Origin of the sequence: Hydrogenovibrio thermophilus, from assembly GCF_004028275.1 — a bacterium.
GTDB lineage: Bacteria > Pseudomonadota > Gammaproteobacteria > Thiomicrospirales > Thiomicrospiraceae > Hydrogenovibrio > Hydrogenovibrio thermophilus.
On record NZ_CP035033.1, the window covers coordinates 683196 to 708452 of the forward strand.

Genomic DNA, 25257 nt, shown 5'->3' on the forward strand with positions numbered 1-25257 from the left:
AGGTGACCGCATGAAGTACTATTGCGAAACGAAAACCGCAACGGACTTGACCCGTAAGACATTGGCGCTGGTGTTGGCCGGCGGGGAAGGAAGCCGATTGAAGGAATTGACGAAATGGCGAGCCAAGCCGGCGGTTCCGTTCGGTGGCAAATACCGCATTGTCGATTTCGTGTTATCCAATTGTGTGAATTCCGGGATTCGCAAAATCGGCGTCTTGACCCAATACAAGTCCCACTCGTTGATTCGTCATATCCAGCGAGCCTGGTCGTTTATGCGATACGAAGTCGGGGAGTTCGTCGAGTTGCTACCGGCTCAGCAACGGGTGGACAAAGGTTGGTATAAAGGTACAGCCGATGCCTTGTATCAAAATTTGGACATCTTGCGCCGCCATACCCCGGAGTATGTGCTGGTGTTGGGGGGCGACCATATTTATTCGATGGATTACAGCAAGATGCTGTATGAACATGCCGAGTCCGGTGCGGACGTCACCATCGGTTGCATCGAGGTGCCCAGAATGGAAGCGACCGGTTTCGGCGTCATGTCGGTTAATGAAAATCTGGAAATCACCAAATTTACCGAAAAGCCGGCCGACCCGGAACCCATGCCCGGTAAGCCGGATAAGGCGCTGGCTTCGATGGGGATTTATGTGTTTTCCACGGAGTTCTTGTTCGAAAAATTGATTGAAGACGCCGACAACATGACCTCATCGCGGGATTTCGGCAAAGACATTATTCCGTCGGTGATTGCCGATTGGCATGTGCGTGCTTTTCCGTTTCAGGATGATGACGGCAGTCCTGTGTACTGGCGGGATGTGGGTACCATCGAGTCCTATTGGAAGGCGAGTATGGATTTGTGCTCGGTGACGCCCGAGTTGAATTTATACGACGATGATTGGCCGATCTGGACGTATCAGGCCCAAATGCCACCGGCCAAATTCATCTTTGATGATGAAGGGCGTCGAGGTGAGGCCATCGACTCTTTGACCGCTGGCGGTTGCATTGTGTCGGGGGCGCGAATCAAACGTTCGGTGATTTCCAGTGGCGGGCGTATTCACAGTTACACCTTGATTAAGGACTCGGTCTTATTGCCACGCGTCGAAGTGCAGCGAAATTGCCGTATCCAAAATGCCGTCATCGACAAAGGATGCATTATTCCGGAAGGTACCATTATTGGTGAAAACTTGGAAGACGATAAAAGACGTTTTTATGTTGAGGAATCTTCTGGTATTGTGTTAGTAACACCGGATATGCTTGGACAAAAACTGCATGTCACTCGTTAAAAACGTTCAATCAGCCTATTAGAATTCAGTTATGGAACCGAAAAAAATCAAACTGGTGCTGTGCTGGCACATGCATCAACCGCATTATCGAGACGGGTTGAACGGCGAGTATCGTTTGCCGTGGGTGTATCTGCACGCCATTAAGGATTACACCGATATGGTGGCGCACCTTGAAAAATTGCCGGGTGCCAAGGTAGTGGTCAACTTCGCGCCGGTACTGCTTGAACAACTTGACGATTACGCCAAGCAAATGCGCAGTTGGTTGCATTCCGGAACCCATGTTCAGGATGCACTGTTGAACTGGGTCTCGGGCGAAACCAAAGTAACTCAGGACTTGAAACAGCGCTTTGAAATTGTCCAGGCCTGTCAGAAAGCCTTTGCGCCGACCATGATCGATACTTTCCCGGCGTTTCGGCGTTTGTTGGATATGTCCAATTGCGATGAAGCGACGACGTTGGAAGATGCGATTTGTTTATCCTATTTCAACGAACAGTATTTCATCGATTTGTTGATGTGGTATCACCTGGCGTGGATGGGGCAAAGCTTGCGCCAAGACGATGAGCGGGTCGAGAACTTAATCGAAACCGGACAGAACGGCGTACACTTCACCCCGAAAGATCAGCGTGTGATGGTCGAAATCATGGCCGATGCGATTGAGGGGGTGATTCCGCGTTATCGACGCTTGATGGAAGCCGGACAAATCGAAATTTCCATGACGCCTTATGGTCACCCGATTGTGCCGTTGTTGATTGATTTTGACAGCATGAAAGACGCGCAACCGCATTCGCCGATGCCGGAATCCGAGTGTTACCCGGACGGTTACGAGCGGGCCAAATGGCACATGGAGCATGGTTTTAAAGTGTTTGAAGAACATTTCGGCGTGAAGCCGAAAGGCGTTTGGCTGTCGGAGGGCGCGGTCAGTGCCGCCGCCATCGGGTTGTTGGATTATTATGAAATCGATTGGACCGCGTCGGGCGAAGGTGTCTGGCGGCATTCTTGCGAAGCGTCCCATCTGGATCATCATGATATTGCGTCGAAGCGGGCTTTGTATCAGCCGTTGCAGCATGCGACCCAGAATTGCGCGTTGTTTTTCCGCGACGATGGCCTGTCCGATTTGATTGGCTTTCAATATAAGGATTGGAACCCGCAGGACGCCGCCAATAATTTTGCCCATAACTTGCACAACATTGCCAATGCCTTGGGTGAAGATGTCGAAGATTACGTGGTCTCGGTCATTCTCGATGGTGAAAACGCTTGGGAATACTATCCGGACAACGCCTACCATTTCCTGTCGGCCTTGTACCAAACTCTGGTTGAGCATCCCCAGGTGGAAATGACGACCTTCTCCGAGGCGTTGGAAAGCGGGGTGCGCCCGCGGCACTTGCCGGTCTTGAAAGCCGGGAGCTGGGTCTATGGTTCTTTTTCGACCTGGATCGGCGAACCGGATAAAAACGCCGGTTGGGATTTGCTGGTGGATGCCAAACTGACGTTTGATAAAGTGATGGCCTCCGGCAAGCTGTCGGAAGACGAAGTCCGTCTGGCCACCGAGCAGCTTGCGATCTGTGAAGGTTCGGACTGGTTCTGGTGGTTTGGCGATTATAACCCGTCCGGAAGCGTTAAAGATTTCGATCAGCTGTTCCGGCGTCATTTGGAAAAGCTGTTCATTCTATTGGGTGAAAAACCGCCTGAACAACTCTCCATTCCGTTGTCTTACGGTGGTGGGGATATGGAAAACGCCGGCACCATGCGGCGTAATTAAACCCGAAACGGGATTGGAAAGAGGTCTGGCCTATGAGACAAAGACAAGCCGGCGTATTGTTGCATCCCACCTCCTTGCCGTCGGGTAAAATCGACGAGCAGGCCTGGCGGTTTTTGGATTGGATGGCGTCCGCCGGATTGACGGTTTGGCAGATGTTGCCGTTGACCGAACCGGTGCAAGGGTTGTCTCCGTATCAAAGTGTCTCGGCGTTCGCCATGAATCCCGCCTTGCTGCCGGAGAACTGGCAGGAGCAGGTTAATGAGACCGATTACCTGACCTTTTTATCGGATGCGCCGCATTGGTTGGAAAATTACGCCTTGTTCATGGCATTGCGAAAGCATTTTAATCAGGCTTCTTGGGCGGATTGGCCGACAGCATACCGTAATCGCGGCAAGCAGGCGTTGACCGATTTTGCCTTGACGCACGCCGAGCAAATTGATGAGTTGAAGCGACAACAGTATGTGCTACTGAAAAACTGGCATGCTCTGAAACAGGCCGCCAACGCCAAAGGCATCAAATTGTTCGGGGATATGCCGATTTTTGTGGCTTATGACAGTGCCGATGTGTGGGCCAACCCCCATTTGTTCAAGTTGGATGCCGATGGTCAACCGACGGTGGTCACCGGTGTCCCGCCCGATTATTTTTCCGAAACCGGACAGCGCTGGGGAAATCCGCATTACGATTGGCAGGCCATGCAACAGGACGGTTTTCAATGGTGGCTTCGCCGGGTGGAAGGTGCGCTGGAATTGTTCGACTTGATTCGCATCGACCATTTTCGTGGTTTGGAAGCCTGTTGGGAAATCGATGCCAGTGAAGAAACCGCCATTAACGGTCGCTGGGTGAAGGTGCCGGGTGATGCGTTTTTGACGGCGTTGCAGGAAGAGTTTCCACGGTTACCACTGGTGGCGGAAGATTTGGGCATTATCACTCCGGAAGTGGTGGCGCTGAAAGAAAAGTTCGATTTACCGGGTATGTCTGTTTTGCAGTTCGGCTTTAACGGCCTGCCGGATAATCCCCATGCGCTGTCCGAACAGGTCGAGAATTCCGTGGTCTATACAGGTACGCATGACAACGACACCACCTTAGGGTGGTGGGAATCTCTTGAAGGTGAGGAGTATCGACAATGGGTGCTGTCGCAATTACCGAACTCCGAACAGCCGATGCCCTGGCCGATGATTGAAGCGGCGATGGAGTCGGTGGCCTATCTGGCGATGATTCCGATGCAGGACTTTCTGGAACTGGATAACGACGATCGTATGAACACTCCGGGAACGGTTGAAGGGAACTGGTTATGGCGTTTGAAGCCTGACCAGTTGACCGAGCCTTTGGCTCAACAAGTGGCCGCCCAGGTACAGGCCAGCCGACGTAATGGTTCCGAACGCTCAGAAGAGAAAGAATGATTTATGACCCAGCAAACCGTATCACAAACTGATTTACAACGCTTAATCCAGGGAACGCATCATGACCCTTTCCAGGTTTTGGGCGTGCATCCGACGGGCCAGGCCTGGGAAATTCGCGAATGGTTGCCGACGGCGGAAAGTGCGAAAATCGACGGCGATATCGAACTGACGCGTATTGAGGGAACCGACTTATTTGTCGGGCGTTTGACGGTCGCACAAAAGAAAAAACTGCCGCCGCATTATACGGTGACTTGGGACGAAGCCGACGGTTCGACGCATACCGCGGTATCGCCGTATACCTTTTGGCCGCAACTGGGCGAATTGGATTTGCACCTGTACGCTGAAGGGCGTCATTGGCAGCTCTATGATTTGTTGGGCGCGCACGTGAAAGAAATCGACGGCATTGATGGGGTGCAGTTTTCGGTGTGGGCGCCGGCGGCCGAACGGGTGTCGGTGGTGGGGGACTTCAACGGTTGGAACGGTTTGCGTCACCCGATGCGCACCAATGGCACTTCCGGCGTGTGGGAGCTATTCATTCCCGGTTTGCAAGCCGGGGACATTTATAAATTTGAGATTCGTAACCACCGAACCGGTCACTCACTGGTGAAAACCGATCCGTTTGCCAAGCAAATGGAATTACGCCCGAAAACCGGATCGGTGGTCTGTCAAACGACGTTTGAGTGGCAGGATCAAAGTTGGATGCAACAGCGTGAAGCCTATGATTGGCAACATGCGCCGGTCAATATTTATGAGGTCCACTTGGGTTCCTGGCAGCGTGACCACGACGGGCATTTCCTGAGTTACCGAGAGGTGGCGCACCGTCTGGTGGAATACGTGAAATGGATGGGGTATACCCATATCGAACTTTTGCCGGTCTCGGAACATCCGTTGGATGAATCTTGGGGGTATCAAACGTCCGGTTATTATGCGCCGACCAGCCGTTTCGGCTCGCCGGACGATTTCCGCTATTTTGTCGATCACTGCCATCAAAACGGTATTGGTGTGTTTTTGGATTGGGTGCCGGCGCATTTCCCGAAAGACGAGTTTGCCTTGGCGCGTTTTGACGGCACCGCGCTATACGAACACGAAGACCCGAGAAAGGGCGAACACCGAGATTGGGGCACTTATATTTTCAATTTCGGTCGCAACGAGGTGCGAAACTTTTTGTTGGCGAATGCCTTATATTGGCTGAAGGAGTTTCACATCGACGGGCTGCGTGTCGATGCGGTGGCGTCGATGTTGTATCTGGACTATTCGCGTGAAGCCGGGGATTGGGTGGCGAATGAATACGGCGGCCGGGAAAACCTGGAAGCCATTGAGTTTCTGAAAACGCTGAATGCCGAAGTGCATTCGCAATGCCCAGGCACGGTCATGATGGCGGAAGAATCGACGTCCTGGCCGATGGTATCGCGCCCCACCTGGATGGGCGGATTAGGCTTTTCCATGAAATGGAACATGGGCTGGATGAACGACACTCTGGACTTTTTCGAGAAAGACCCGGTGTACCGCCCTTACCACCATAATCAATTGACGTTCAGCCAAATGTACGCTTATTCGGAAAATTTCATTCTGCCGTTATCGCATGATGAAGTGGTGCATATGAAGCATGCCTTGGTCAGTAAAATGCCGGGTGACAATTGGCAGAAAATGGCCAATATGCGTTTGCTGATGGCATACCAATCCTTGAACCCGGGCAAGAAATTATTGTTTATGGGGTCGGAGTTCGCGCAATGGCAGGAGTGGAGCGAAAGCCGTGGGCTGGACTGGTATTTGTGTGAACAGAGTGCCAACCGCGGCGTACAGCTGCTGGTACGGGATTTGAACCATCTGTATCGGGCGTCGTCGGCCTTGCATGCGCGGGATTTCGAGTCCGAAGGGTTTCAGTGGATTGATTGCCATGATTACGAACAGTCGGTACTGAGTTTCATGCGAATTTCCGATACGGAAAAATTGATCTGTGTGTTCAACTTCACGCCGGTGCCGAGACACGATTATCGTATCGGTTTGCCGGAAGCCGGGGCTTATGAAGAAGTCGTCAACACCGATGCGGAGGTGTACGGTGGCAGTAATCTCGGCAATGGAGGCCTGTTGCACAGTGATGACCAGGCCTGGATGAATTTGCCTTATTCAACGTCGTTGGTGTTACCGCCTTTGGGGGCGGTGGTGTTGAAACGACAATCCTAATGTTTGGAGAGATACGACATCCATGAAAATTTTGTTTGCGACTTCCGAGGCGCATCCTCTGATTAAAACCGGCGGCTTGGCGGATGTGTCCGGTAGCTTGCCGGATGCTTACCGTCATCTGAAACAGCAGGTGCGAATGATTATGCCGGCTTACGGCGATGTCTGGGAAAAGGTGTCCCATATTTCGCAAATCGCCGATTTTATGGTGCCGGCGTGCGGTCGTGAATTGCATGTGCGTATCTTGAAGGCCAAAGCGGAAGGCATTGACGTCCCGATTTGGTTGGTGGATATTCCCGAATTGTTCCATCGCCCGGGGAATCCATATCTGGCGTTGGATGGTCGGGATTGGTGGGATAACGGCGAACGTTTCGGCGTGTTTTCCAAAGCGGTGGTGGAAGTCGCCATGAATCGGGTCGGGTTGGGCTGGAAGCCGGATATGGTTCAAGCCAACGATTGGCAAACCGGTTTGGTACCGGCGTTGCTGACGCAGGAGGCGGATCGTCCGAAAACCTTGTTCACCATCCACAATATGGCTTATGCCGGTCTGTTTCCCAAGAGTTTGTTCGAAGGGTTGAAGCTGCCGTGGGAGTGGTGGTCTGCGGATAAGGGCATTGAATTTTACGGCAATATGTCGATGTTGAAATCCGGCATTCAAATGGCGGATTGGGTCACGACGGTCAGTCCGTCCTATGCCAAGGAAATCACGTATCAGGAATACGCTTACGGTTTGGAAGGTGTTTTGATGCGACGTGAGGCGGAAGGTCGCTTGGTCGGTATTTTGAACGGTATCGATGGCAAGGTTTGGAATCCGCAGACGGACCCGTTTATTGCCAAGCATTATTCGTCTGAAAAAGGCCGGGTGTCGGCGAAAAAACATAACAAGAAAGCCATGCTGGATTTTTGGGATATGCCGGAAAGCGTCTTGGAGTCGGACGATCCGGTCATCGGTCTGGTGGGGCGTTTGGTGCCGCAGAAAGGGATCGATATTGTATTGGAAATCCTGCCGGAATTGATTGAACAAACCTCGGCGCGTTTTGTATTGGTGGGCACTGGAGACAATCATTACGAATACCTGTTGAATGAAATGGCGCATCGTTATCCCGAACGGGTGCTGGTGTATATCGGGTATTCGGAGTCTTTGGCGCACAAGGTCGAGGCCGGTGCCGACCTGTTTTTGATGCCGTCGCGTTTTGAACCCTGTGGCCTGAACCAGATGTACAGTTTGATTTACGGTACGCCGCCAATCGTGCATTCCACCGGTGGGTTGGCCGATACGGTGGTGAATGCCACCCAGGAAAACATCGCTGCGGGCACGGCGACCGGTTTCGTCTTTTACGACCCGAGCCGTCATGCATTGAAATCGACTATTTTGCATGCTTTGTATCTGTATGGAAAGAAACGGACCTGGCAAAAATTGCAAAAAACCGGGATGCGTAAGGATTTCAGCTGGGATCGCAGTGCCAAGCAATACTTGGCGCTGTTTAAATAAGCGTAGAAAGTGTATTTTGAATCAACGTTCGATAACGTAAATAAACCGTTTTGGGGCAGCGTCGCCTGATTGAAATTTTCAAATTTTGGAGTGGTGGTTATGGCAAAGAAAAAGCAGACGGAAGCAGAAACAGATCACGAAAAACACATTTTCGAGTTGCTCAAACAAATGGGCATGTCGGAGAAGGATATTGAAGCCGACTTCGTGCATTATCTGTACAACATGCTGGGGCGTGATATCGAATCGGACGCTTATTATCAGTTTAAAGCCATGTCTTATACGGTACGTGACCGGTTGATGATGCGCTGGAAAGACACCTGGAAAGCCTATAACGGTGGTAAAAATAAAAAAGCCTATTATCTGTCGATGGAGTTTTTGATTGGGCGTTCTTTGTCCAATAACCTGCTGAACCTAGGCATTGAAACCGAAGCCGAAAAAGCCATGTACCAACTCGGCGGCTCGCTGGAAATGATTGAAGAGGCCGAAAAGGACGCCGGCTTAGGCAACGGTGGTCTGGGACGTTTGGCGGCGTGTTTTATGGATTCCTGCGCGACGTTGGGCTTGCCTGTTTTGGGCTATGGACTGCGTTACGAATATGGCATGTTCAAGCAATTGATCAAAAACGGGTATCAAGTGGAAGAACCCGATCACTGGCTGGGATTCGGTTATTATCCGTGGGAAATTCAGCGTTCCGAATACACGCGCGTGATTAAGTTCGGCGGCTACAGTCGCCAGTTCACCGACCCGCATACCGGTGAGCTTACCATTCACTGGGAAGATGCCGAAGAGGTGTTTGCGGTGCCGTTCGATGTGCCGATTCCCGGTTACAAGAATGGTGTGGTCAACACGCTGCGTTTGTGGTCGGCGGAAGCCACGGAAGGGTTTAATCTGTCCGAATTCAACCAAGGCTCGTATTTTGAAGCCGTGGCGGATAAGAGCGATGCCGAAAACATCACCATGGTGCTTTACCCGAACGACAGCAGTGAAAACGGTAAGGAACTGCGTTTGCGTCAGCAATACTTTTTGGTGTCCGCTTCTTTGCAAGATGTGGTCTGTCAATGGGTGGATAAATTCGGCGATGATTTCACCGATTTCGCGGAATACAATGTGTTTCAGTTGAACGATACGCATCCGAGTTTGGCGGTCGCGGAATTGATGCGTATTCTGATCGACGACCGTAAGCTGCATTGGGACGAAGCTTGGGCGATCGTGTCCAGTTCCATGGCCTACACCAACCACACCTTATTGCCGGAAGCCTTGGAACGCTGGTCGGTTTCCCTGTTCGAAAAACTCTTGCCGCGCGTGCTGGAAATCATCTATGAAATCAATGCGCGTTTCATGAAACAAGTGGCCATGAAATGGCCGGGCGATTTACCGCGCCAAAGACGTATGTCGATTATCGACGAGCACAACCATGTGTGCATGGCGTATTTGGCGATTGTGGGCAGTTTCTCCATTAACGGGGTGGCGGCGTTGCATTCGCAATTGTTGAAAGAAGGCTTGTTCAATGATTTCTACCAACTGTGGCCGGAACGTTTTAACAACAAGACCAACGGTGTGACCCAGCGTCGTTGGATGGCGAGCTGTAATCCGGGGCTGAAAACCCTGCTCGACGAAAAAATCGGTGAAAAGTGGGTAACGGAGTTGACGCAATTAAGCAAAATCGAGGACTTCGTCAACGATAAGCCTTTCCGCCAGACCTGGATGGCTGTGAAGCGCGAGAACAAACAGCGATTGGCCGATCTGGTAGAGAAAGAAACCGGTGTGAAATTTGATGTCACCGCCTTGTTTGATGTGCAAGTTAAAAGGATTCATGAATACAAGCGCCAGTTATTGAATGTGTTGCATGTCATTCATCTTTATTCGCGCATCAAGCGCGGTGACACCGATAATTGGACGAACCGTTGTGTCATTATCGGCGGTAAAGCGGCACCGGGCTATGCGATGGCTAAGAAAATCATCAAATTGGTCAACAGTGTGGCGGACATCGTCAATTCCGACCCGGATGTTGGTGATAAATTAAAGCTGGCTTTCATTCCCAACTACCGGGTATCGGCCATGGAAATCATTGCACCGGGCACAGACTTGTCCGAACAGATTTCCACGGCGGGTAAGGAGGCATCCGGAACCGGGAACATGAAATTTATGATGAACGGTGCCGTGACCATCGGTACGTTGGATGGTGCCAATGTTGAAATTCTCGATGCCGTCGGTCAGGAAAATTTCTTCCTGTTCGGTTTGAAAACCCCGGAAGTGGCTGAGTTGCGCCAGCATTATTATCCACAAGGCTACATCGATACCGATTCGGATTTGCAGGCGGTGTTCGGGTTGCTGGAAGCGGGACATTTCAATCAGTTGGAACCGGGCATATTCGACGACATCATCCAATCGGTTAAAAGCCCGAACGACCCTTGGATGACGTTGGCGGATTTCCGCAGTTATGTGGAAGCGCAGGAGGAAGTGGCCTTGGCTTTCCAGAACCACAGTCGTTGGAATACCATGAGCATCATCAATTCGGCGCGCAGTGGAATCTTCTCGACCGACCGGACCATGCGCGAATATAATGACGATATCTGGAAACTGAAACCGGTGAAAATGCCGTGATTCGGTTGGCGGTCAAACTTGCGAAATCGGCCAGGCCTGCTTAACGGGAGGCTTGCGTTTGACGAAAGTGCTTGGCGTTCAGACTATCGTCATTTTTTCGAGGGTGGAAGAAACAATAATAAATAATGGATTGACGTATGGATTATATCATTGAGGCCGTGTCCACCGTTTCCGGGTGGATGCGACCTTATTTATCGGAAATCGGTCTGTCGATGGTGGCGACCTTACTGGTGATTTTCGGGAACGACATCACCGACTTCATTCGAAAGCAGATTGGCAGTTTGAAGTTTTTATTGAAGCTGACGCTATTTGTGTTGTTTTGTGCCTTTGGCTTCGCGTTCCTAACCTCATTTGTGACGCCGTTGCTGGTCGGTTTTATGGCGAAAACACCGGATGGCTGGCTGGCCCCATTGGTAATTGTGCTGTTTTACGGTATTGGACTGCTGGCCCAGAAAAAACACATGCTGTAAGGTCGCCGGGTTTGAATTACATTACTCAGGACGGGTTTTATCGTCTGTCGGAAGAATTGAGTCATCTTTGGAAGGTCAAACGCCCGGAAATTGTACGGGCGATTAGTACGGCCGCCGCCGAAGGCGACCGGTCGGAAAACGCGGAGTACATTTATCGTAAAAAAGAGCTCCGGGAAACCGACCGGAAAATTCGCTATTTGGAGCGTCACCTGAAAGACATTCAAGTGGTGCGCGATAAACCCCGTCAACGGGACAAGGTGTTTTTCGGCGCCAGCGTCTTGTTGGAAGATGAAATGGGCGATCAGGTGCGCTACCGGATTGTCGGTGGCTTGGAAGTGCGTTTGGAAGAAAATGAGATTTCAGTGGCCTCTCCGATGGCGAAAGCATTGCTCGGTAAAGCGCTGGATGACGATGTGGTGGTGTCTTTGCCGGATGGCCGTAAAGTGACGTATACGTTACTTGATATTGTATATTAAACCACCGAGCGAGCCTTGGGGTGCAGTTGCTGAGTTCAAAATCGAATTTCGTGTGGAATAACAGAAGGAAAAATAAAATGAAAAAAACACTCTGTCTGGGTTTGTTAGTGGCGGTCGGCGCCATGTCGGGATGCAGTACGCAGGAGAAAAAAGATGAATCAGCGGAAAAACAAAACCCACTAGCCGTTGCGGATTGCGTTTTCCCGAACACCAATGTCGCCGCGCCCGGTTGGATTTGTGATGAACCGGTGGATAGCCTGGCCATCAGCGCGGTAGGTATTGCCGAGCCGTCCAAAGCGGGTATCAGTTTTATGAAAGATATGGCGGCGGCCGATGGTCGTGGTCGTTTGGCCGAACAAATCAAGGTTCAGGTGCAAAAGATGGTCAAACAGTATCTGGGTACTACTGGTGTGGCCGATACCGAAACCGTGGATGCCGCGGCCAGCTCCACCTTGAAAACCATCACCAACCAAAGTTTGGTTGGTTCCAAAGTCTATAAAACGCGAACAGGTCCAAACGGCAAACTGTATGCTCTGGTTGGAATGGATAAAGCGACCCAGGATAAAATCGTCGAAACCGCGGTGCGTACGTCGATGAAAAACGACCAGGCACTGTGGCAACAGTTCAAAGCTCAGCAGAGTTTTGATGAAATGGCGCGAGACATTGCGAATCAACAGGTTCAGTAATGGTTTGATTATCTGACCAAACGATGAGTTTGGTCGGCTATTTGCTACGGGTTCGGCAATTTTAAAACAAGAGGAAGTGACGATGGGATGGGTGATTAAAGATCATTACGAAGATGAATACGACTTTGAAGTCGATCGGATGAATCTGGAAGCCATGGACATAACGGCTTTTTCTTGCCCGAAGCTGCGGATCATTGAGGTGCCGGTGGATGAAAGCGACTTGGAAAAAATCGAGCAGGTCTATGAGATTCTGTTCCCCGGGTTGTTCGAAGACATGGCGGACATGATGGGCAGCGAGGATGCTCGAGACCCGTACCGGGTACGCTATTACTATAAGCGTCGTAAGTCCGATTCAGGGCAATTATAAAGGTCTATTAAATAGTTCTTTAAAATCATACTGTTATAAGTCCTGTTTGGGGCTAAATTGGTGCAATTGGTTGCAAGTGTGTTTGAAACTTGTTACAATAACGTCAATTTCATAACCCAAATAGGTTAAGTCATCTTTTTTTCAGCTGTATTTAATACACTGTCATTTGCGTTTAGGCGCCGTTCTTTTTTAGACCAATGCTGGTCGAGTCTAATCCAAAGGATCAGTCCTGAGGAGTCAATCGTAACCGTTTCCCCAATGCGAGCTTTATCCCTTGACGGGACAAAACCCATGAACGAAACGATCGCCCACACTGGAAGTTTCAGTGTCGCACCTGTCTTTTTGCGATTGGTTGAATTATTAACCTTTCAAATCTTACAAAATAATCATGGATACCCAAAAATCTGAAGTTTCCGTTCAGTTTAGAAAACCTAAATTGGAAGACGGACTGGCTATTTATCACTTAATCCAGGCGTCACCGCCGTTGGATGTGAATTCGAGCTATTTATATTTTCTGCAAGCGTCGCATTTTGCCGACACTTGTGCGGTGGCGGAGGTCGACGGTCAAATCGTCGGTTTTATTTCCGCCTATTATCGACCGGATCGGCCTGGCGCCCTGTTTGTCTGGCAGGTAGCCATCTCCGATACGATGCGAGGCCAGGGCATGGCCAAACGTTTGTTGACGGCTTTGCTTAAGCAGCAGCCAAAAGACAGCGTGACGGAACTGTGTTGTACCATCAGCCCGTCTAACAAGGCCTCCCAAGGGCTGTTTAAATCATTTGCCAGACAGCACGGTTTAACGTTACAGGTCGCGCCGTTTATCACCGAGGCACATTTCGGAGATGAAGGGCATGAAGCGGAAGAGTTGTACTCCCTGACGTCGGAAACCGAATCAACGATTACACTTTAAAAATTTTCAAAGGAACTTAAAACATGGCATTAGAAACGTTTAATAAATACGAATCGGAAGTGCGTGGTTACATTCGATCGTTTCCAACGATTTTCGATAAATCTAAAATGGCTGAAATTTGGGATGTGGACGGTAAACGTTACATCGACTTTTTTGCCGGCGCAGGCGCGCTGAACTACGGTCACAATAACCCGGCCATCAACGATGCTTTGATTGACTATCTGAAGCATGACGGCATCGGGCATGCGCTGGATATGGGGACCGTTGCGAAAAAAGACTTCATTGAAAGCTTCGTTCATAACGTGCTGGAGCCGCGCGATATGGAGTACAAGCTTCAGTTTGTCGGTCCGACAGGCACCAACGCCATCGAAACCGCGTTGAAAATTGCCCGTAAGGTCAAAGGCCGTAAGCAGGTCATGTCCTTCACCAACGGTTTTCACGGTATGTCGATGGGCTCCTTGAGTATTACCGGTAACAGTTATTACCACGACGAAAGTTACGGTGTACCGGGTTATACCACTCAGGTGCCGTTCCATAAGTATCTGGGTGATAAGGTCGATACCATCGCTTACCTGCGTAAAATTCTGGAAGATACTTCCAGTGGGACGGAATTGCCGGCAGCCATCGTGTTGGAAACCATCCAGGCGGAAGGCGGGATCAACGTTTCCGGTGAACAGTGGCTACGAGATTTACGTCAAATCTGTGACGATTTCGACATCTTGATGGTGGCGGATGAGATTCAGGTCGGTAACGGTCGTTCCGGTGACTTCTTCAGTTTTGAACGTGCAGGCATTCAGCCGGACATCATTACGTTGTCGAAATCGATTGGTGCCGGTCAGCCGATGGCCTTGGTGCTGTTGAAACCTGAGCTGGATCAGTGGAGTCCCGGCGAACACTCAGGAACCTTCCGCGGGAATAACTTGGCGTTTGTGTCTTCCAGTGTGGCCTTGAAAAAATATTGGTCGGATGACAGCTTCTCAAAAGAAGTGAAAGCGAAAGCCGCTTTGGTGCAGGCGCGCATGGAGAAATTGGCGCTGCGTTTCCCGCAATATGTGCGCGAAATTCGCGGGCATGGCATGATTTGGGGCGCTGAATTTAAAGATCCGGATATGACGTCTAAAGTCTGTGCACAAGCCTTTGAAGATGGCTTGGTGATTGAAACGGCGGGGGCCGGCGATGAAGTCATCAAGTTCTTGGGGCCATTGGTGATTTCCGAAGACTTGATTAATGAAGGCTTTGATATTTTGGAAGGCGCGGTTGAGAAAGTCGGCAAGTAATTTCTGCCTGCAAACGACAACCCTTGCAACAAAAACGATTAGGAGAAAACATGATTGTTCGTAACTTATATGACGATATTATCGGAACCGATGCCGATGTAGATGATAAGCAGTGGACCAGCCGTCGCCTGTTATTGGCGAAAGACGGGATGGGCTTTTCGTTGCACGACACCTTGATCAAAGAAGGTGAAGAACTACATCTGTGGTACAAGAACCACTTGGAAGCGGTGTATTGCATTGAAGGCGAAGGCGAAATCGAAGAGAAGAAAAACGGTAAGGTACACGCCATTCGTGAAGGCACCGTTTACGCTTTGAACGAGCACGATCAACACATTCTGAAAGCCAATAAAGGCAGTCAGATGCGTATGGTGTGTGTGTTCAATCCGCCGGTTACCGGGCGTGAAACCCATGATGAAGACGGTTCCTACGTCTTGGTGGATGCTTAATTCACCCGGTATTATCTATCTTGAAAATGCCCAGGCCTGGGCATTTTATCCCTTTCAATAACGGAGTTTTTTTCTAAAAAATTACCATGTCAAACACACATAAAAATCAGTTGAGCGTCGAAAAAATCGGCGGTACCTCAATGAGTGATTACCCGGCGGTTCGGGACAATATCATTTTGTACCCGGAAAGCCCTTACCAGCGCATTTTCGTGGTGTCGGCCTATGGCGGCATCACCAATGATTTGCTGGAACATAAAAAGACCGATCAACCCGGCGTTTACGGCCTGTTTGCCAATGATGATGTCGAGGACGATTGGCGCATCGCTTTGGATCAATTGAGTCTGAAGTTGAATAAAATCAATGCCGACTTGTTCGATGACGATGAATTGCGTGCTAAAGCCAATGCCTTTATCGACGAACGCTTTGCGGAAACCAAGCAGTTGCTGAATCATCTGCAGGACTTGTGCCGCCATGGACACTTTTCTCTGGAAAGCCATTTGTTGACGGTGCGCGAATTGCTGGCCAGTTTGGGTGAAGCCCACAGTGCCTGGAATCTGGCACACCTGCTTCAGCAAGAAGGCGTTAACGCCCGATTTGTGGATTTAACCGGCTGGCAAGCGGATAAAACCCTGCCGCTGGATGAGATGATCAAGGCGCATTTGGGCGACGTGGATTTCACGCGCGTTCTGCCGATTGTCACCGGTTATGCGCATTGTCAGGAAAACCTGATGCATACTTTCGACCGCGGCTACAGTGAAATGACCTTCAGTCGAATCGCGGTTTTGTGTGAAGCCACCGAGGCGGTGATTCACAAGGAATACCACCTCAGCAGCGCCGACCCGAAATTGGTCGGTGAAGAGAATGTGGTTCCAATCGGTAAAACCAATTACGACATCGCCGACCAATTGGCCAATCTCGGGATGGAAGCCGTGCACCCGAAAGCCGCGCAGGGCTTGCGTCAGGCACAGATTCCGTTGCGGATTAAAAACACCTTTGATCCGGGGCACCACGGCACCATCTTCACGGAAGATTATGTCAGTGAATTCCCTCAGGTGGAAATCATTGCCGGTATGCAACACTTGATTGCTTTGGAAGTGTTCGATCAGGAAATGATGGGCCAACAAGGGCATTATGAAAAAATTCTGATCGACACCAGCAATCGCCTGAAATGCCAGGTCATCACCAAGGATTTCAACGCCAATACCATTACTTTATATTTGAGTGCGTCCTTGAAGAAGGTCAAACGCCTTTCGGAGCAGTTGCAGCAAGCTTTGCCGACCGCGACCATCAACACCAGTAAGGTGGCGTTGGCGTCGGCGATGGGCAGCGACATGCGCATTAAAGGTTTGTTGGCGAAAGCGGTACAAACATTATTCGATGAGGGCATCAATGTGGAAGCGATTCATCAAAACACCCGTCAGGTCGAGATGCAGTTCTTCGTGAACGAAACCGATTTCGAAAAAGCGGTGAAAGCCTTGCATTCCAAATTGATTGAAGTCCATAACCATGGGAAGGCGATATGCGAACATTGATCATGTTGGGGCTGGCGCTGTTTCTGGCATCGGCGACGGCGGGTGCGGCCGATCAACGGCACTCCAAGGAGACACAGGATGTGGAGCAACTGAAAGAGCCGATGTACAACCCGTTTGTCGAACGGTATGTCATGGACGAATTGAAACAGCTGCGCGTCGATATGAACGATCTGCACGTTGAGCTGACCAAAGAGGTCACCAATCGTGAATTGTCCGCGACTTCCCGCGCCGTCGGTTATGCGACCGATACCGTTACCTATTTCTTTTATCTGATTGCCGGAATTTCTTCCGTCTTGCTGTTGGTGGGATGGAACTCCATGCGAGAAGTGAAAGAGAAGGTGCTGAGTCTGGCTGACTCGAAAGTGGATAAGGTCATTGAGGAATACGAAGCACGTTTGGCGAAGCTGGAAGAAGAGTTGAACCGAAAATCGCGGGGCATTTCCAATGCTCAGAAACGATTGGCGCAACACCAAGATATTCACAGCTTGTGGTTGAAAGCCGGCCAAGAGCAAATTCTCAGTAACCGTATGGCGATTTACGATCAGATCTTGGAACTGGATCCCGGCAATACGGAAGCAATGACGTATAAAGCCGACGCCGCACTGGAAATGGGAGAGCCGCAATGGGCCGTGAACCTGTGTAACCAGGCGTTGCGGATTGACCCAGAGAATACCCATGCCTTTTACCAGTTGGCGGGGGCTTATGCGTTGATGGATAAAGCTTCGGAAGCCATTGAGTTTTTGCAAACGGCGTTGCAGAATTCCGAGGGGTATAAAGAGCAGGTTCAAAACGATCCGGTCTTCAAGTCCTTGCAGGACAATCCGGAATTCCAAAAACTGTTGGAAGAAGACGAAACCCCGGCCTCTTCCTGATTTATCTTTTCTTTGAGCGAGGCCCTCTGTATGCCTCGCTTTTTTCTGCTTTCATTTTTTATCCACATTATCTGCATGTATTTATGTATAAATACGGACTATTGGCGATACGCTCAATGGCTGTGCTATGATGCGCGCAAAAGCGGAGCGTGCGGCCGTAGAAAAGATACGTTTTTAACGGCGTGCAGATAACAAAAGGTGGTATGAGATGAATAAGATTTGGCAAGCTGTCGGTATTACATTCTTGACGATGGCAAGTTTTCAGGTTTGGGCCGCCGACTTTTTCGATGAAACCTTCGGGAACCTTCAGGAAGAGTTGGAAGTGGCGAAAGATGACGGCAAACAGGGCATTTTTATTTTCTTTCACATGGAAGAGTGTCCCTTCTGCGACCGCATGAAAAACACCATTCTCAACAAGCCGGATGTCATTCAATATTTCAAACAACATTTTCTAACCTACCAGGTCGATATCGAAGGATCCAATGAAATGGTTAACTTCGACGGAACGGAAGGGACCGCGCAATATCTCTCCGAAAAAGTTTATCGTGTTCGCGCCACACCGGTCATGATGGTGTTTAACTTGGAAGGCAAGCCGGTGCTGCGCTACACCGGGCCGACCCGTACGAAAGAAGAGTTTATGCTGCTAGGCAAATATGTCGTGGACGGTGCTTATAAAGACATGTCGTTTACGCGTTATAAAAGACAGAATAAGTAGCGGGTACTTCGATGAGATTGAATCCGTTACGTTTTACGATACGCGGTGTGCTGGTGCTGACGGCGTTGCTGCCACATACCGTTTTGGCCGCCGATGACGCTGCCGTGAATGCCGCTCAAACCACCGGGCCTGTGGCTGAACAAGTGACCGCACCGGTACATCCGGCCCAGGATTTACCCGAGCCTTTGACCTTGGAAAGTGTGATGGGGTTGCCGGAAAACGTCAGTCCGCAGGTCATGCGGGCCAAAGCGCGGCATGCCCAAGCGCAAGCGCGTTATAATCTGCAAGAAACCGACGATAATTTCGAGCTGGATTTGATCGGTCGCTTGGGTTGGCGTGAGTATGACTTTCAGACCGAGGATAATCATTTATTTGGTTTGCATTTAGGCAAAGAATTGTATGACTTCGGCCGTAATGATGCGGCGCTGGAAGCGGAACAACGCCTGACGGCAGCGCAGAATGAACTTTACCAGGACCAGAAAATTCAGTTTCAGATTCGGTTGATGCAAGCCTACTTCAACATCATCCTCGCCGACTTTCAGTACCGCATTGAAAATGAAGCCATGGCGGTGGCCTACATTGCCATGGATAAAGCCGAGGATCGGCACGAACTGAAACAGTTGTCCGACGTTGAGTACCTCAAACTGCAATCCGATTATGAAAAATTGTTGGTGAAACGCACACGTGCGTCTTACGAACAGCGCCGGACACGAACCAATCTGGCCAATTTGGTTGGTCGTCCGGACGCCTTGCCGGATAAGTTACGCTTCCCGTCGTTGGATTCCGTCACCAGTCGGGAGCTGGAAGAATTAAGCGTTTACCAGCAACAAGCCTTGGCGAATAATTTGCATTTGAAAAACTTGAAACTGACGTTGCAAGCCGCGGAATCGCGGTTGAATGGTGAGTCGCTGGAAGACATGCCGGTGTTTCGAGTGGATGCGCTGGGAGGGTATTCGTCGAATTATGCCTACGGCCGAGAAGGGCGCTGGCGTTTTGATTTGACGATGGATTATCCGCTGTACGACGGCGGTGTGCGCTCGGCGAAGGTAAGCGAAGCCCGTGCCGAGGTGCAGGCCATTCAAGCGGAAATTCACCAGTATCAGCAGTCTTTGCGTGATCAGGTGGCGGACTTGTATTTCAAGCTGCAAATGGCGGAAGCCGAAAAGAAACAGAACAAGGTGTTCGGCGAGTATTCCGAAATTTATTTGGATTACAGTCGCGCGCTTTATGAAAACGAATCGACGACCGACTTAGGGGATTCGATGGTCCGCCTGTCGGAAGCGAATTATCAGGTTATCGCGCAGCAGTTCCGGCAAACGCTTCATTGGGCGCAGTTGGATTATTTGATTGGTAAGCCGGTGCAATTGGAGACGTATCAATGAACGAAATGAAAAACACGATGAAACGATGCACGATCGGATGTCTGATGTCCGGAAGTCTTTTTTTGGCCGGGATGCCAACGGCTTGGGCCGAAACGGTTCAAATCGGTTCTTTGGTGGCGGGGCAGGTTGAAAAAGTCATGGTGATGCCTGGACAAAACGTTAAGACCGGTCAATTATTGATGACCATCGATGACGACCGTTATCAGGCCAAATTGAAAACCGCCCGGGCCGAGGTCAAATTGTGGGAATTGAAACTGGCGGATGCCCAAATCGAATTGGATCAAGCGCTGGATTTATTTGATCGAACCGTCACCGCCAAGCGTGAATTGGATGCGGCTCAGTTGGCGTATGGTGTGGTGAAACAGCAATTGGTAAAAGCACAAGGCAATCTGGAATCTTACCAGGCCTGGTCGAAATACTTTGTTATCAAGGCACCGGTTTCCGGCAAAATCGCTAAAATCAATGCGCCGAAAGGCACAACGGTGTATAAGGAAAATACGCCGTTGATTCAGATTGAATATTGATGACAAGTCGGCCCGGCAAAGTGCCGGGTGCTGAAAAAACGCTACTGGAAAGCGTTAAAGGGGTTATAGGTCTCGGCCGAAACCAAAGAATGTGCCTTCGATGGCCGTTTGTCTGTCCAGTGCGCTGAGGCCTTTCACCGAACGGATAATCAACCAGATCATCCACCACACCAGCACTACTGCGCCGATAAAGACGGTGGCCAACAAGATACCGACCAGCAGATAAATCACGCCATACCAGAAGGTTTGAATTTGGAAGTCGAAGTGGGTTTTCAGCCAAACCGGCATTTCCGGTTCACTGCGTTTCACATAGGCCATGACCACGCCGATAATGGCTGTCAGACCCATCACTAATCCGACCAGATACAGAATGTAGATAATCTTGGCGTAGGTGCTGTTACTGCGCGTCATCTCTTCAATCGACGGCCTTGCTTCCGTGGCTTGTTCGCTCATAAATGGTGTCCTCCCTGATTATTGTTATTGTGAGAATGTGGAGCTAAGCAAAAATCATTATTGTCGATGAACCGGGCTTTCTCCAATATAATTTTTTTGATTCAATATCATAGAATTCTATGATGAGGCACGATGAGAGCGCTGCCGGAACGGGGTGTTGACGGATGTCAGTACAGCTTCAGTTTGGGTTTGACTCGCCGTTCGATGAAGGCGGCGAGCAGAATCCACACCATGCGTCCGAGGCCGTGCAGTGTCATTTGGTGTTGACGATACAGGCTGGCGTAAGCCCAATGGGCGATTTTGCCTTCCAGCATCCAGTTCTTTTTGAACAGTTCATCCAATACGCTACCGAATGTTTGGAATCGACTCAGTGATAAAAGTGACCCGTGATCATGGTACAGGAATGATGTCAGCGGTTGCCCGTCTATGAGCGCCTGCAGGTTGGTTGCGCAAGTAGCGGCCATTTGATGCGCCGCCTGGGCCAAGGAAGGAACCGGGCGAGCCTGTTCACCTGCGCCTTGTATCAAGCTGGCACAATCTCCGATGGCGAAAATCGCCGATTCACCTTTAACCTGCAAGTTGGCGTCGATTTCGATTTGATGGATGCGGTTGGTGGGCAAGCCGAGCTCTGAAAGAAACTTCGGCGCTTTAACGCCCGCCGCCCATACTAAGAGGTCGGCTTGAAGGGTTTGATCCGCGGTGATCAACTGTTGGGCCTGAACGTCTTTGATCATGGTTTGGGTGCGTATATCAACGCCATGTTCTTTCAAAACCTGCTCGGCCTTGGCGGCCAGAGATTCCGGTAAGGCAGGCAAGATACGATCGGTGGCTTCAATGATCGTGACCTGTAGGCTGCTGGGGTGAATGGCCTTGATGCCGAACTTTTCCAGCCGTTCAACGGCATTGCATAATTCCGCGGCCAGCTCAACGCCAGTGGCTCCGGCTCCGACAATGGCCACTCGAACCGGCTCAGGCGGCGTTTGGTCATGATGATTGGTCAAGGCATGCTGGTTTGCGGCTTCCGAAAATTGCATGAAACGATTCAGAAAGGTGAGATGAAAATCCTCCGCTTCCTGGGCCGAATCCAACGTGTGGCAATGCTCGCGCACCGAGCTGAGACCGAAGTCGTTGCTGCGGGCGCCGGTGGCCATCACCAGATAATCGTAGTGCACGAGGCGTTCGCCTAAAATCTCTTTGCCGTGGTGGTCCAGTAACGGCGCCAGAGTCAAGGTTTGATTGGTTTTGTCGAGACCGACCATCTGCCCCATGCGAAAATAGTAATGGTGTTCGGATGAGTGGGCTCGGTAGCTCAGGGCTTCATGGCCGGTGTCGAGTGAACCCGAAGCCACTTCATGCAGCAGCGGTTTCCACAGGTGGGTGCGATTGGCGTCAATCAAGGTAATTTCCGCCAATCGCTTTCTACCCAGTGAGTCACCTAAGCGAGTGGCCAGCTCCAAGCCGCCGGCACCACCGCCGACAATCACGATCTGTTTCATGTTCTGTCCTTCTTTGCTGTTGGGTTGGCAAATCAACAGAGGCCGAACTACCGTGTGCAACCTGAATTGATGTAAAAAGTTAAAGGTAATAGCGTTATTTTACGTATTCAATAGCCGGTTGAAAGGGGCTTTTTCAGACTTTACCCAATTAGTCACAAAAATTTCAAAATAGGGCTTGTCAGAGACAAAATTATCTCTATAATACACATCCATCAAACGCAAGGTTTGAATGACTATTCCCCAATAGTTCAGTTGGTAGAACACCGGACTGTTAATCCGTATGTCGCTGGTTCGAGTCCAGCTTGGGGAGCCAAATTCTTGAAAAAGCCGCTTTTATGCGGCTTTTTTTATTGTTTTTTGTTAGAATTTGGTCTTTCACATTATGGTGACTCTGTTCGTCCCCTCGCGACGATAGGTTGGAAACCCCGCCAGGTCCGGAAGGAAGCAACGGTACCTTCTGATTCGTGCGCCGAGGTCAGGCGGGCAGGGTCGCCTCCATTTTCTCAAGCCTTTTCATTTTCCTCAATTTAAACTCGCATTCCTCTGCTTAGACGTTAAAATAGTCCTTATTTCAATCATAAGAATCGAAGCCTGTGAGCGATACCGTTTTAGCCAGAAAATGGCGCCCGAAAAACTTCTCCGAACTGGTCGGTCAAGAGCATGTCATGCAAGCGCTTGCCAATGCGCTGGATCAGCAACGGCTACATCATGCCTATCTGTTTACCGGCACCCGAGGGGTGGGCAAAACCACCATCGCACGGATTTTTTCCAAGGCCCTGAATTGTGAGCAAGGGATCAGCTCCAAGCCCTGTGGTGTTTGTTCGACCTGCCGGTCGATTGACGAAGGACGTTTTGTCGACCTGATAGAAGTGGATGCGGCCTCCAAGACCAAGGTGGAAGACACGCGCGAATTGTTGGAAAACGTCCAATATGCGCCGGTTCAAGGGCGTTATAAAGTCTATCTCATCGACGAAGTGCACATGCTGTCGAAAAGCAGTTTCAATGCGTTGTTGAAAACTCTGGAAGAGCCGCCGGAACATGTGAAGTTTCTGCTGGCCACCACCGATCCGCACAAGTTGCCTATGACGGTTTTATCGCGCTGCTTGCAGTTCAACTTGATGCGCTTGACGCAAACACAGATTCAAACCCATTTGGGGCATATTCTTCAGCAGGAAGGCATTACGTTTGAGGACGCGGCCTTGGCGATGATTGCCAAAAGCGCCGACGGTTCGGCGCGAGATTCCCTGAGCATACTCGATCAAGCCATCGCTTACGGAGGTGGTCAGGTTCAGTTGGCGGCCGTTCAGGCGATGCTTGGCTTGGTTGATCAGCAATTCACCCGGCAGATTCTGGCGGCTCTGGCGGACGAATCCGCCGACGCCTTAAAAAACGTCATCCAACAGTTGGCCGCGATGGGGGTGGACTATACCGCACTGAACGCGCAACTGATTGAAGTTCTGCACCAAATTACCCTGTTGCAGGTATTGGGAACATTGGACGATGGGTGTGTTCTGGACGACGAAACCATGCAGGTGTTGGCTGAAACGCTTTCGCCGGAGCGGGTACAGGTTCTCTACCAAATCGCCTTATTGGCCAAGCAGGATATGTCGATGGCGCCCGATATCCGCATCGGTTTCGAAATGGCTTTGTTGCGGATGTTGGCTTTTCAGCCGATGGCGCCGGGCGCCGGCGGACTAAGTTCGGGTGGCGAAACGGTCCAAGCACCTGCCAACACTAATTCCGGAGAAGCCTCGGTGATGGCAAAAATCACCCGGCCTGGCGATGTCTTGAAACAACAAGGGTTGAAAGATGTTGCGGAACCCGAACCAGCCGAACCGTCTCAAACGGCGGAGCCAGCGCAGTCTGTGGCATCTCCCTCGAACGATGTGATGGACTCGGAGCCGATGGTAATCGCCGAACCGGTGCCTGAATCGATTGCAACACCCGCTCTCAACCAAGCGGTTTCTGAACCTGTTCCTGATGCGCCGGTCGATCATCTGGCGGACTTAAAAGCGAGGTTAGACCTCACGCTGGGAAAGCCTGAAACGATCCGTTCAGCGGCCGAATCGGCTGCGCCTGAAGAGGCGTCTATTCAGCCTCCAGTTGCCAATCCGGATGCTGAAACCGCGTTGAATCCGGCGATGGAAACGCCGTCCGAATCGCCCGTGTCGCAAGCCTCCGCACCTTCCGTTCCGTTGCCTTGGGAAGAAGACAATTCAATGTCCGACGACGCGTTGAACGCCGCGCCGACGGATTCGACAAATGCGGCATTACAGGATGAATCGCCTTGGCCGAAATCGACGGTCGAAGAGGCGCTTGGTACAGAATCGATTCCGCCAACGTTTGAGGATGCTCCGCAAACGGCTTCCATGAATACGGCGATTCGACAGGAACCGGCTTGGGAGGGGGCGGCTTCTGAACCGGAACGCGTAATGGCAGAAAGCCAACCGCCGATGGCGGAAGTGGCAAGCGCCGAACCGGAATATCGTCCGAATGACGCCGTTTCTTCACTAACGGTCTCCACGGGGGATGCGGGTGAATGGCGTGACGCCGATAAATGGTTACAGATGATCGTGCAATTGCAGTTGGATGGCATGGCCGCCGAGTTGGCCCGGCAATCGATTCTGGTCTCACAGGATGCGCAGACGTTGACGTTGAGTGTGGATCCGCAACAGATGCATGCGAAAACCGAGCTGGCCTTACAGCGGCTGGAAGAGCAAATCAAGGCACAGTTGGGTTGTCGATTGGTGTTTGTGCAGGCCGATCAAGCCCATTTGACCCCGGCGCGTTATGAAATCGAAATGAAAGCTCAACGGCAGGCGAATGCCGTGAACAGTATTCAATCCGACCCTCAGGTGCAAAGCCTGATTCAGACATTAAATTTAAAGGTCATCGAATCGTCGATTCGACCGGTCAAACACTAGAAAGGAGTAGCC

Annotated in this window: 21 protein-coding genes, 1 tRNA gene and 1 other RNA gene; 21 read left to right on the forward strand and 2 right to left on the reverse strand. The window is 50.7% G+C overall.

Going from position 1 to position 25257, the window contains the following annotated elements:
• Positions 1-10: 10 nt before the first annotated feature.
• The 18 genes from glgC (at position 11) to EPV75_RS03240 (ending at position 20372) form a co-directional block, all read left to right on the forward strand.
• The gene (gene glgC / locus EPV75_RS03155; protein ID WP_029939793.1) at positions 11-1279 is read left to right on the forward strand and encodes a glucose-1-phosphate adenylyltransferase; all 1269 of its coding nucleotides are present in this window, start codon (positions 11-13) and stop codon (positions 1277-1279) included.
• Between the two features lie 31 nt (positions 1280-1310).
• Entirely contained in the window at positions 1311-3038 is a 1728-nt protein-coding gene (locus EPV75_RS03160; protein WP_128384443.1) for a glycoside hydrolase family 57 protein, read from the forward strand.
• A gap of 32 nt (positions 3039-3070) precedes the next feature.
• A complete protein-coding gene (gene malQ, locus EPV75_RS03165) occupies positions 3071-4438 on the forward strand; it encodes a 4-alpha-glucanotransferase (RefSeq protein ID WP_128384444.1) in 1368 nt (455 codons plus the stop codon).
• Between the two features lie 3 nt (positions 4439-4441).
• Positions 4442-6622: a 1,4-alpha-glucan branching protein GlgB gene (gene glgB / locus EPV75_RS03170; RefSeq protein WP_128384445.1), complete on the forward strand. Its 2181-nt coding sequence runs from the start codon at positions 4442-4444 to the stop codon at positions 6620-6622.
• A gap of 22 nt (positions 6623-6644) precedes the next feature.
• A complete protein-coding gene (gene glgA, locus EPV75_RS03175) occupies positions 6645-8111 on the forward strand; it encodes a glycogen synthase GlgA (RefSeq protein ID WP_128384446.1) in 1467 nt (488 codons plus the stop codon).
• Between the two features lie 168 nt (positions 8112-8279).
• Positions 8280-10715: a glycogen/starch/alpha-glucan phosphorylase gene (locus EPV75_RS03180; RefSeq protein WP_404811343.1), complete on the forward strand. Its 2436-nt coding sequence runs from the start codon at positions 8280-8282 to the stop codon at positions 10713-10715.
• Positions 10716-10852: 137 nt separating this feature from the next.
• Positions 10853-11185, forward strand: coding sequence for a DUF3392 domain-containing protein (locus tag EPV75_RS03185; protein WP_128384448.1), 333 nt, complete (start codon positions 10853-10855; stop codon positions 11183-11185).
• 11 nt (positions 11186-11196) lie between these two features.
• Complete coding sequence (gene greB / locus EPV75_RS03190; RefSeq protein ID WP_128384449.1) at positions 11197-11661, forward strand: transcription elongation factor GreB; 465 nt, start codon at positions 11197-11199, stop codon at positions 11659-11661.
• Positions 11662-11738: 77 nt separating this feature from the next.
• Positions 11739-12347 (forward strand): LPP20 family lipoprotein, encoded by a 609-nt coding sequence (locus EPV75_RS03195; RefSeq protein WP_029939801.1) that lies wholly within the window; start codon positions 11739-11741, stop codon positions 12345-12347.
• Between the two features lie 82 nt (positions 12348-12429).
• Positions 12430-12714: a hypothetical protein gene (locus EPV75_RS03200; protein ID WP_029939802.1), complete on the forward strand. Its 285-nt coding sequence runs from the start codon at positions 12430-12432 to the stop codon at positions 12712-12714.
• Between the two features lie 388 nt (positions 12715-13102).
• Positions 13103-13624 (forward strand): diaminobutyrate acetyltransferase, encoded by a 522-nt coding sequence (gene ectA / locus EPV75_RS03205; protein ID WP_029939803.1) that lies wholly within the window; start codon positions 13103-13105, stop codon positions 13622-13624.
• Between the two features lie 23 nt (positions 13625-13647).
• Entirely contained in the window at positions 13648-14901 is a 1254-nt protein-coding gene (ectB, locus tag EPV75_RS03210; protein ID WP_128384450.1) for a diaminobutyrate--2-oxoglutarate transaminase, read from the forward strand.
• A gap of 50 nt (positions 14902-14951) precedes the next feature.
• On the forward strand, positions 14952-15347 hold the full coding sequence (locus EPV75_RS03215) for an ectoine synthase (RefSeq protein WP_029939805.1): 396 nt from the start codon (positions 14952-14954) through the stop codon (positions 15345-15347).
• 86 nt (positions 15348-15433) lie between these two features.
• Entirely contained in the window at positions 15434-16879 is a 1446-nt protein-coding gene (locus EPV75_RS03220; RefSeq protein ID WP_029939806.1) for an aspartate kinase, read from the forward strand.
• A complete protein-coding gene (locus tag EPV75_RS03225; protein WP_029939807.1) occupies positions 16867-17751 on the forward strand; it encodes a tetratricopeptide repeat protein in 885 nt (294 codons plus the stop codon). Before EPV75_RS03220 ends, EPV75_RS03225 begins: the two co-directional genes overlap by 13 nt.
• A gap of 208 nt (positions 17752-17959) precedes the next feature.
• Positions 17960-18466: a thioredoxin family protein gene (locus EPV75_RS03230; protein ID WP_128384451.1), complete on the forward strand. Its 507-nt coding sequence runs from the start codon at positions 17960-17962 to the stop codon at positions 18464-18466.
• Positions 18467-18477: 11 nt separating this feature from the next.
• Positions 18478-19848, forward strand: a complete 1371-nt coding sequence (locus EPV75_RS03235; protein ID WP_128384452.1) for a TolC family protein — start codon at positions 18478-18480, stop codon at positions 19846-19848.
• Between the two features lie 44 nt (positions 19849-19892).
• Entirely contained in the window at positions 19893-20372 is a 480-nt protein-coding gene (locus EPV75_RS03240; protein ID WP_128384453.1) for an efflux RND transporter periplasmic adaptor subunit, read from the forward strand.
• Positions 20373-20435: 63 nt separating this feature from the next.
• Here EPV75_RS03240 and EPV75_RS03245 read toward each other — a convergent pair whose 3' ends face one another.
• Both EPV75_RS03245 and EPV75_RS03250 read right to left on the reverse strand, forming a co-directional pair.
• On the reverse strand, positions 20436-20825 hold the full coding sequence (locus EPV75_RS03245; protein WP_225972381.1) for a DUF4870 family protein: 390 nt from the start codon (positions 20823-20825) through the stop codon (positions 20436-20438).
• Positions 20826-20992: 167 nt separating this feature from the next.
• Positions 20993-22321 (reverse strand): NAD(P)/FAD-dependent oxidoreductase, encoded by a 1329-nt coding sequence (locus EPV75_RS03250; RefSeq protein ID WP_128384454.1) that lies wholly within the window; start codon positions 22319-22321, stop codon positions 20993-20995.
• 237 nt (positions 22322-22558) lie between these two features.
• Here EPV75_RS03250 and EPV75_RS03255 point away from each other — a divergent pair.
• From EPV75_RS03255 to dnaX, 3 genes are all read left to right on the forward strand, one after another.
• Positions 22559-22634: transfer RNA gene (locus EPV75_RS03255), tRNA-Asn, on the forward strand.
• Positions 22635-22713: 79 nt separating this feature from the next.
• Positions 22714-22810: signal recognition particle sRNA small type (ffs, locus tag EPV75_RS03260), an RNA gene on the forward strand.
• 104 nt (positions 22811-22914) lie between these two features.
• Positions 22915-25245: a DNA polymerase III subunit gamma/tau gene (dnaX, locus tag EPV75_RS03265; protein ID WP_128384455.1), complete on the forward strand. Its 2331-nt coding sequence runs from the start codon at positions 22915-22917 to the stop codon at positions 25243-25245.
• Positions 25246-25257 lie beyond the last annotated feature (12 nt).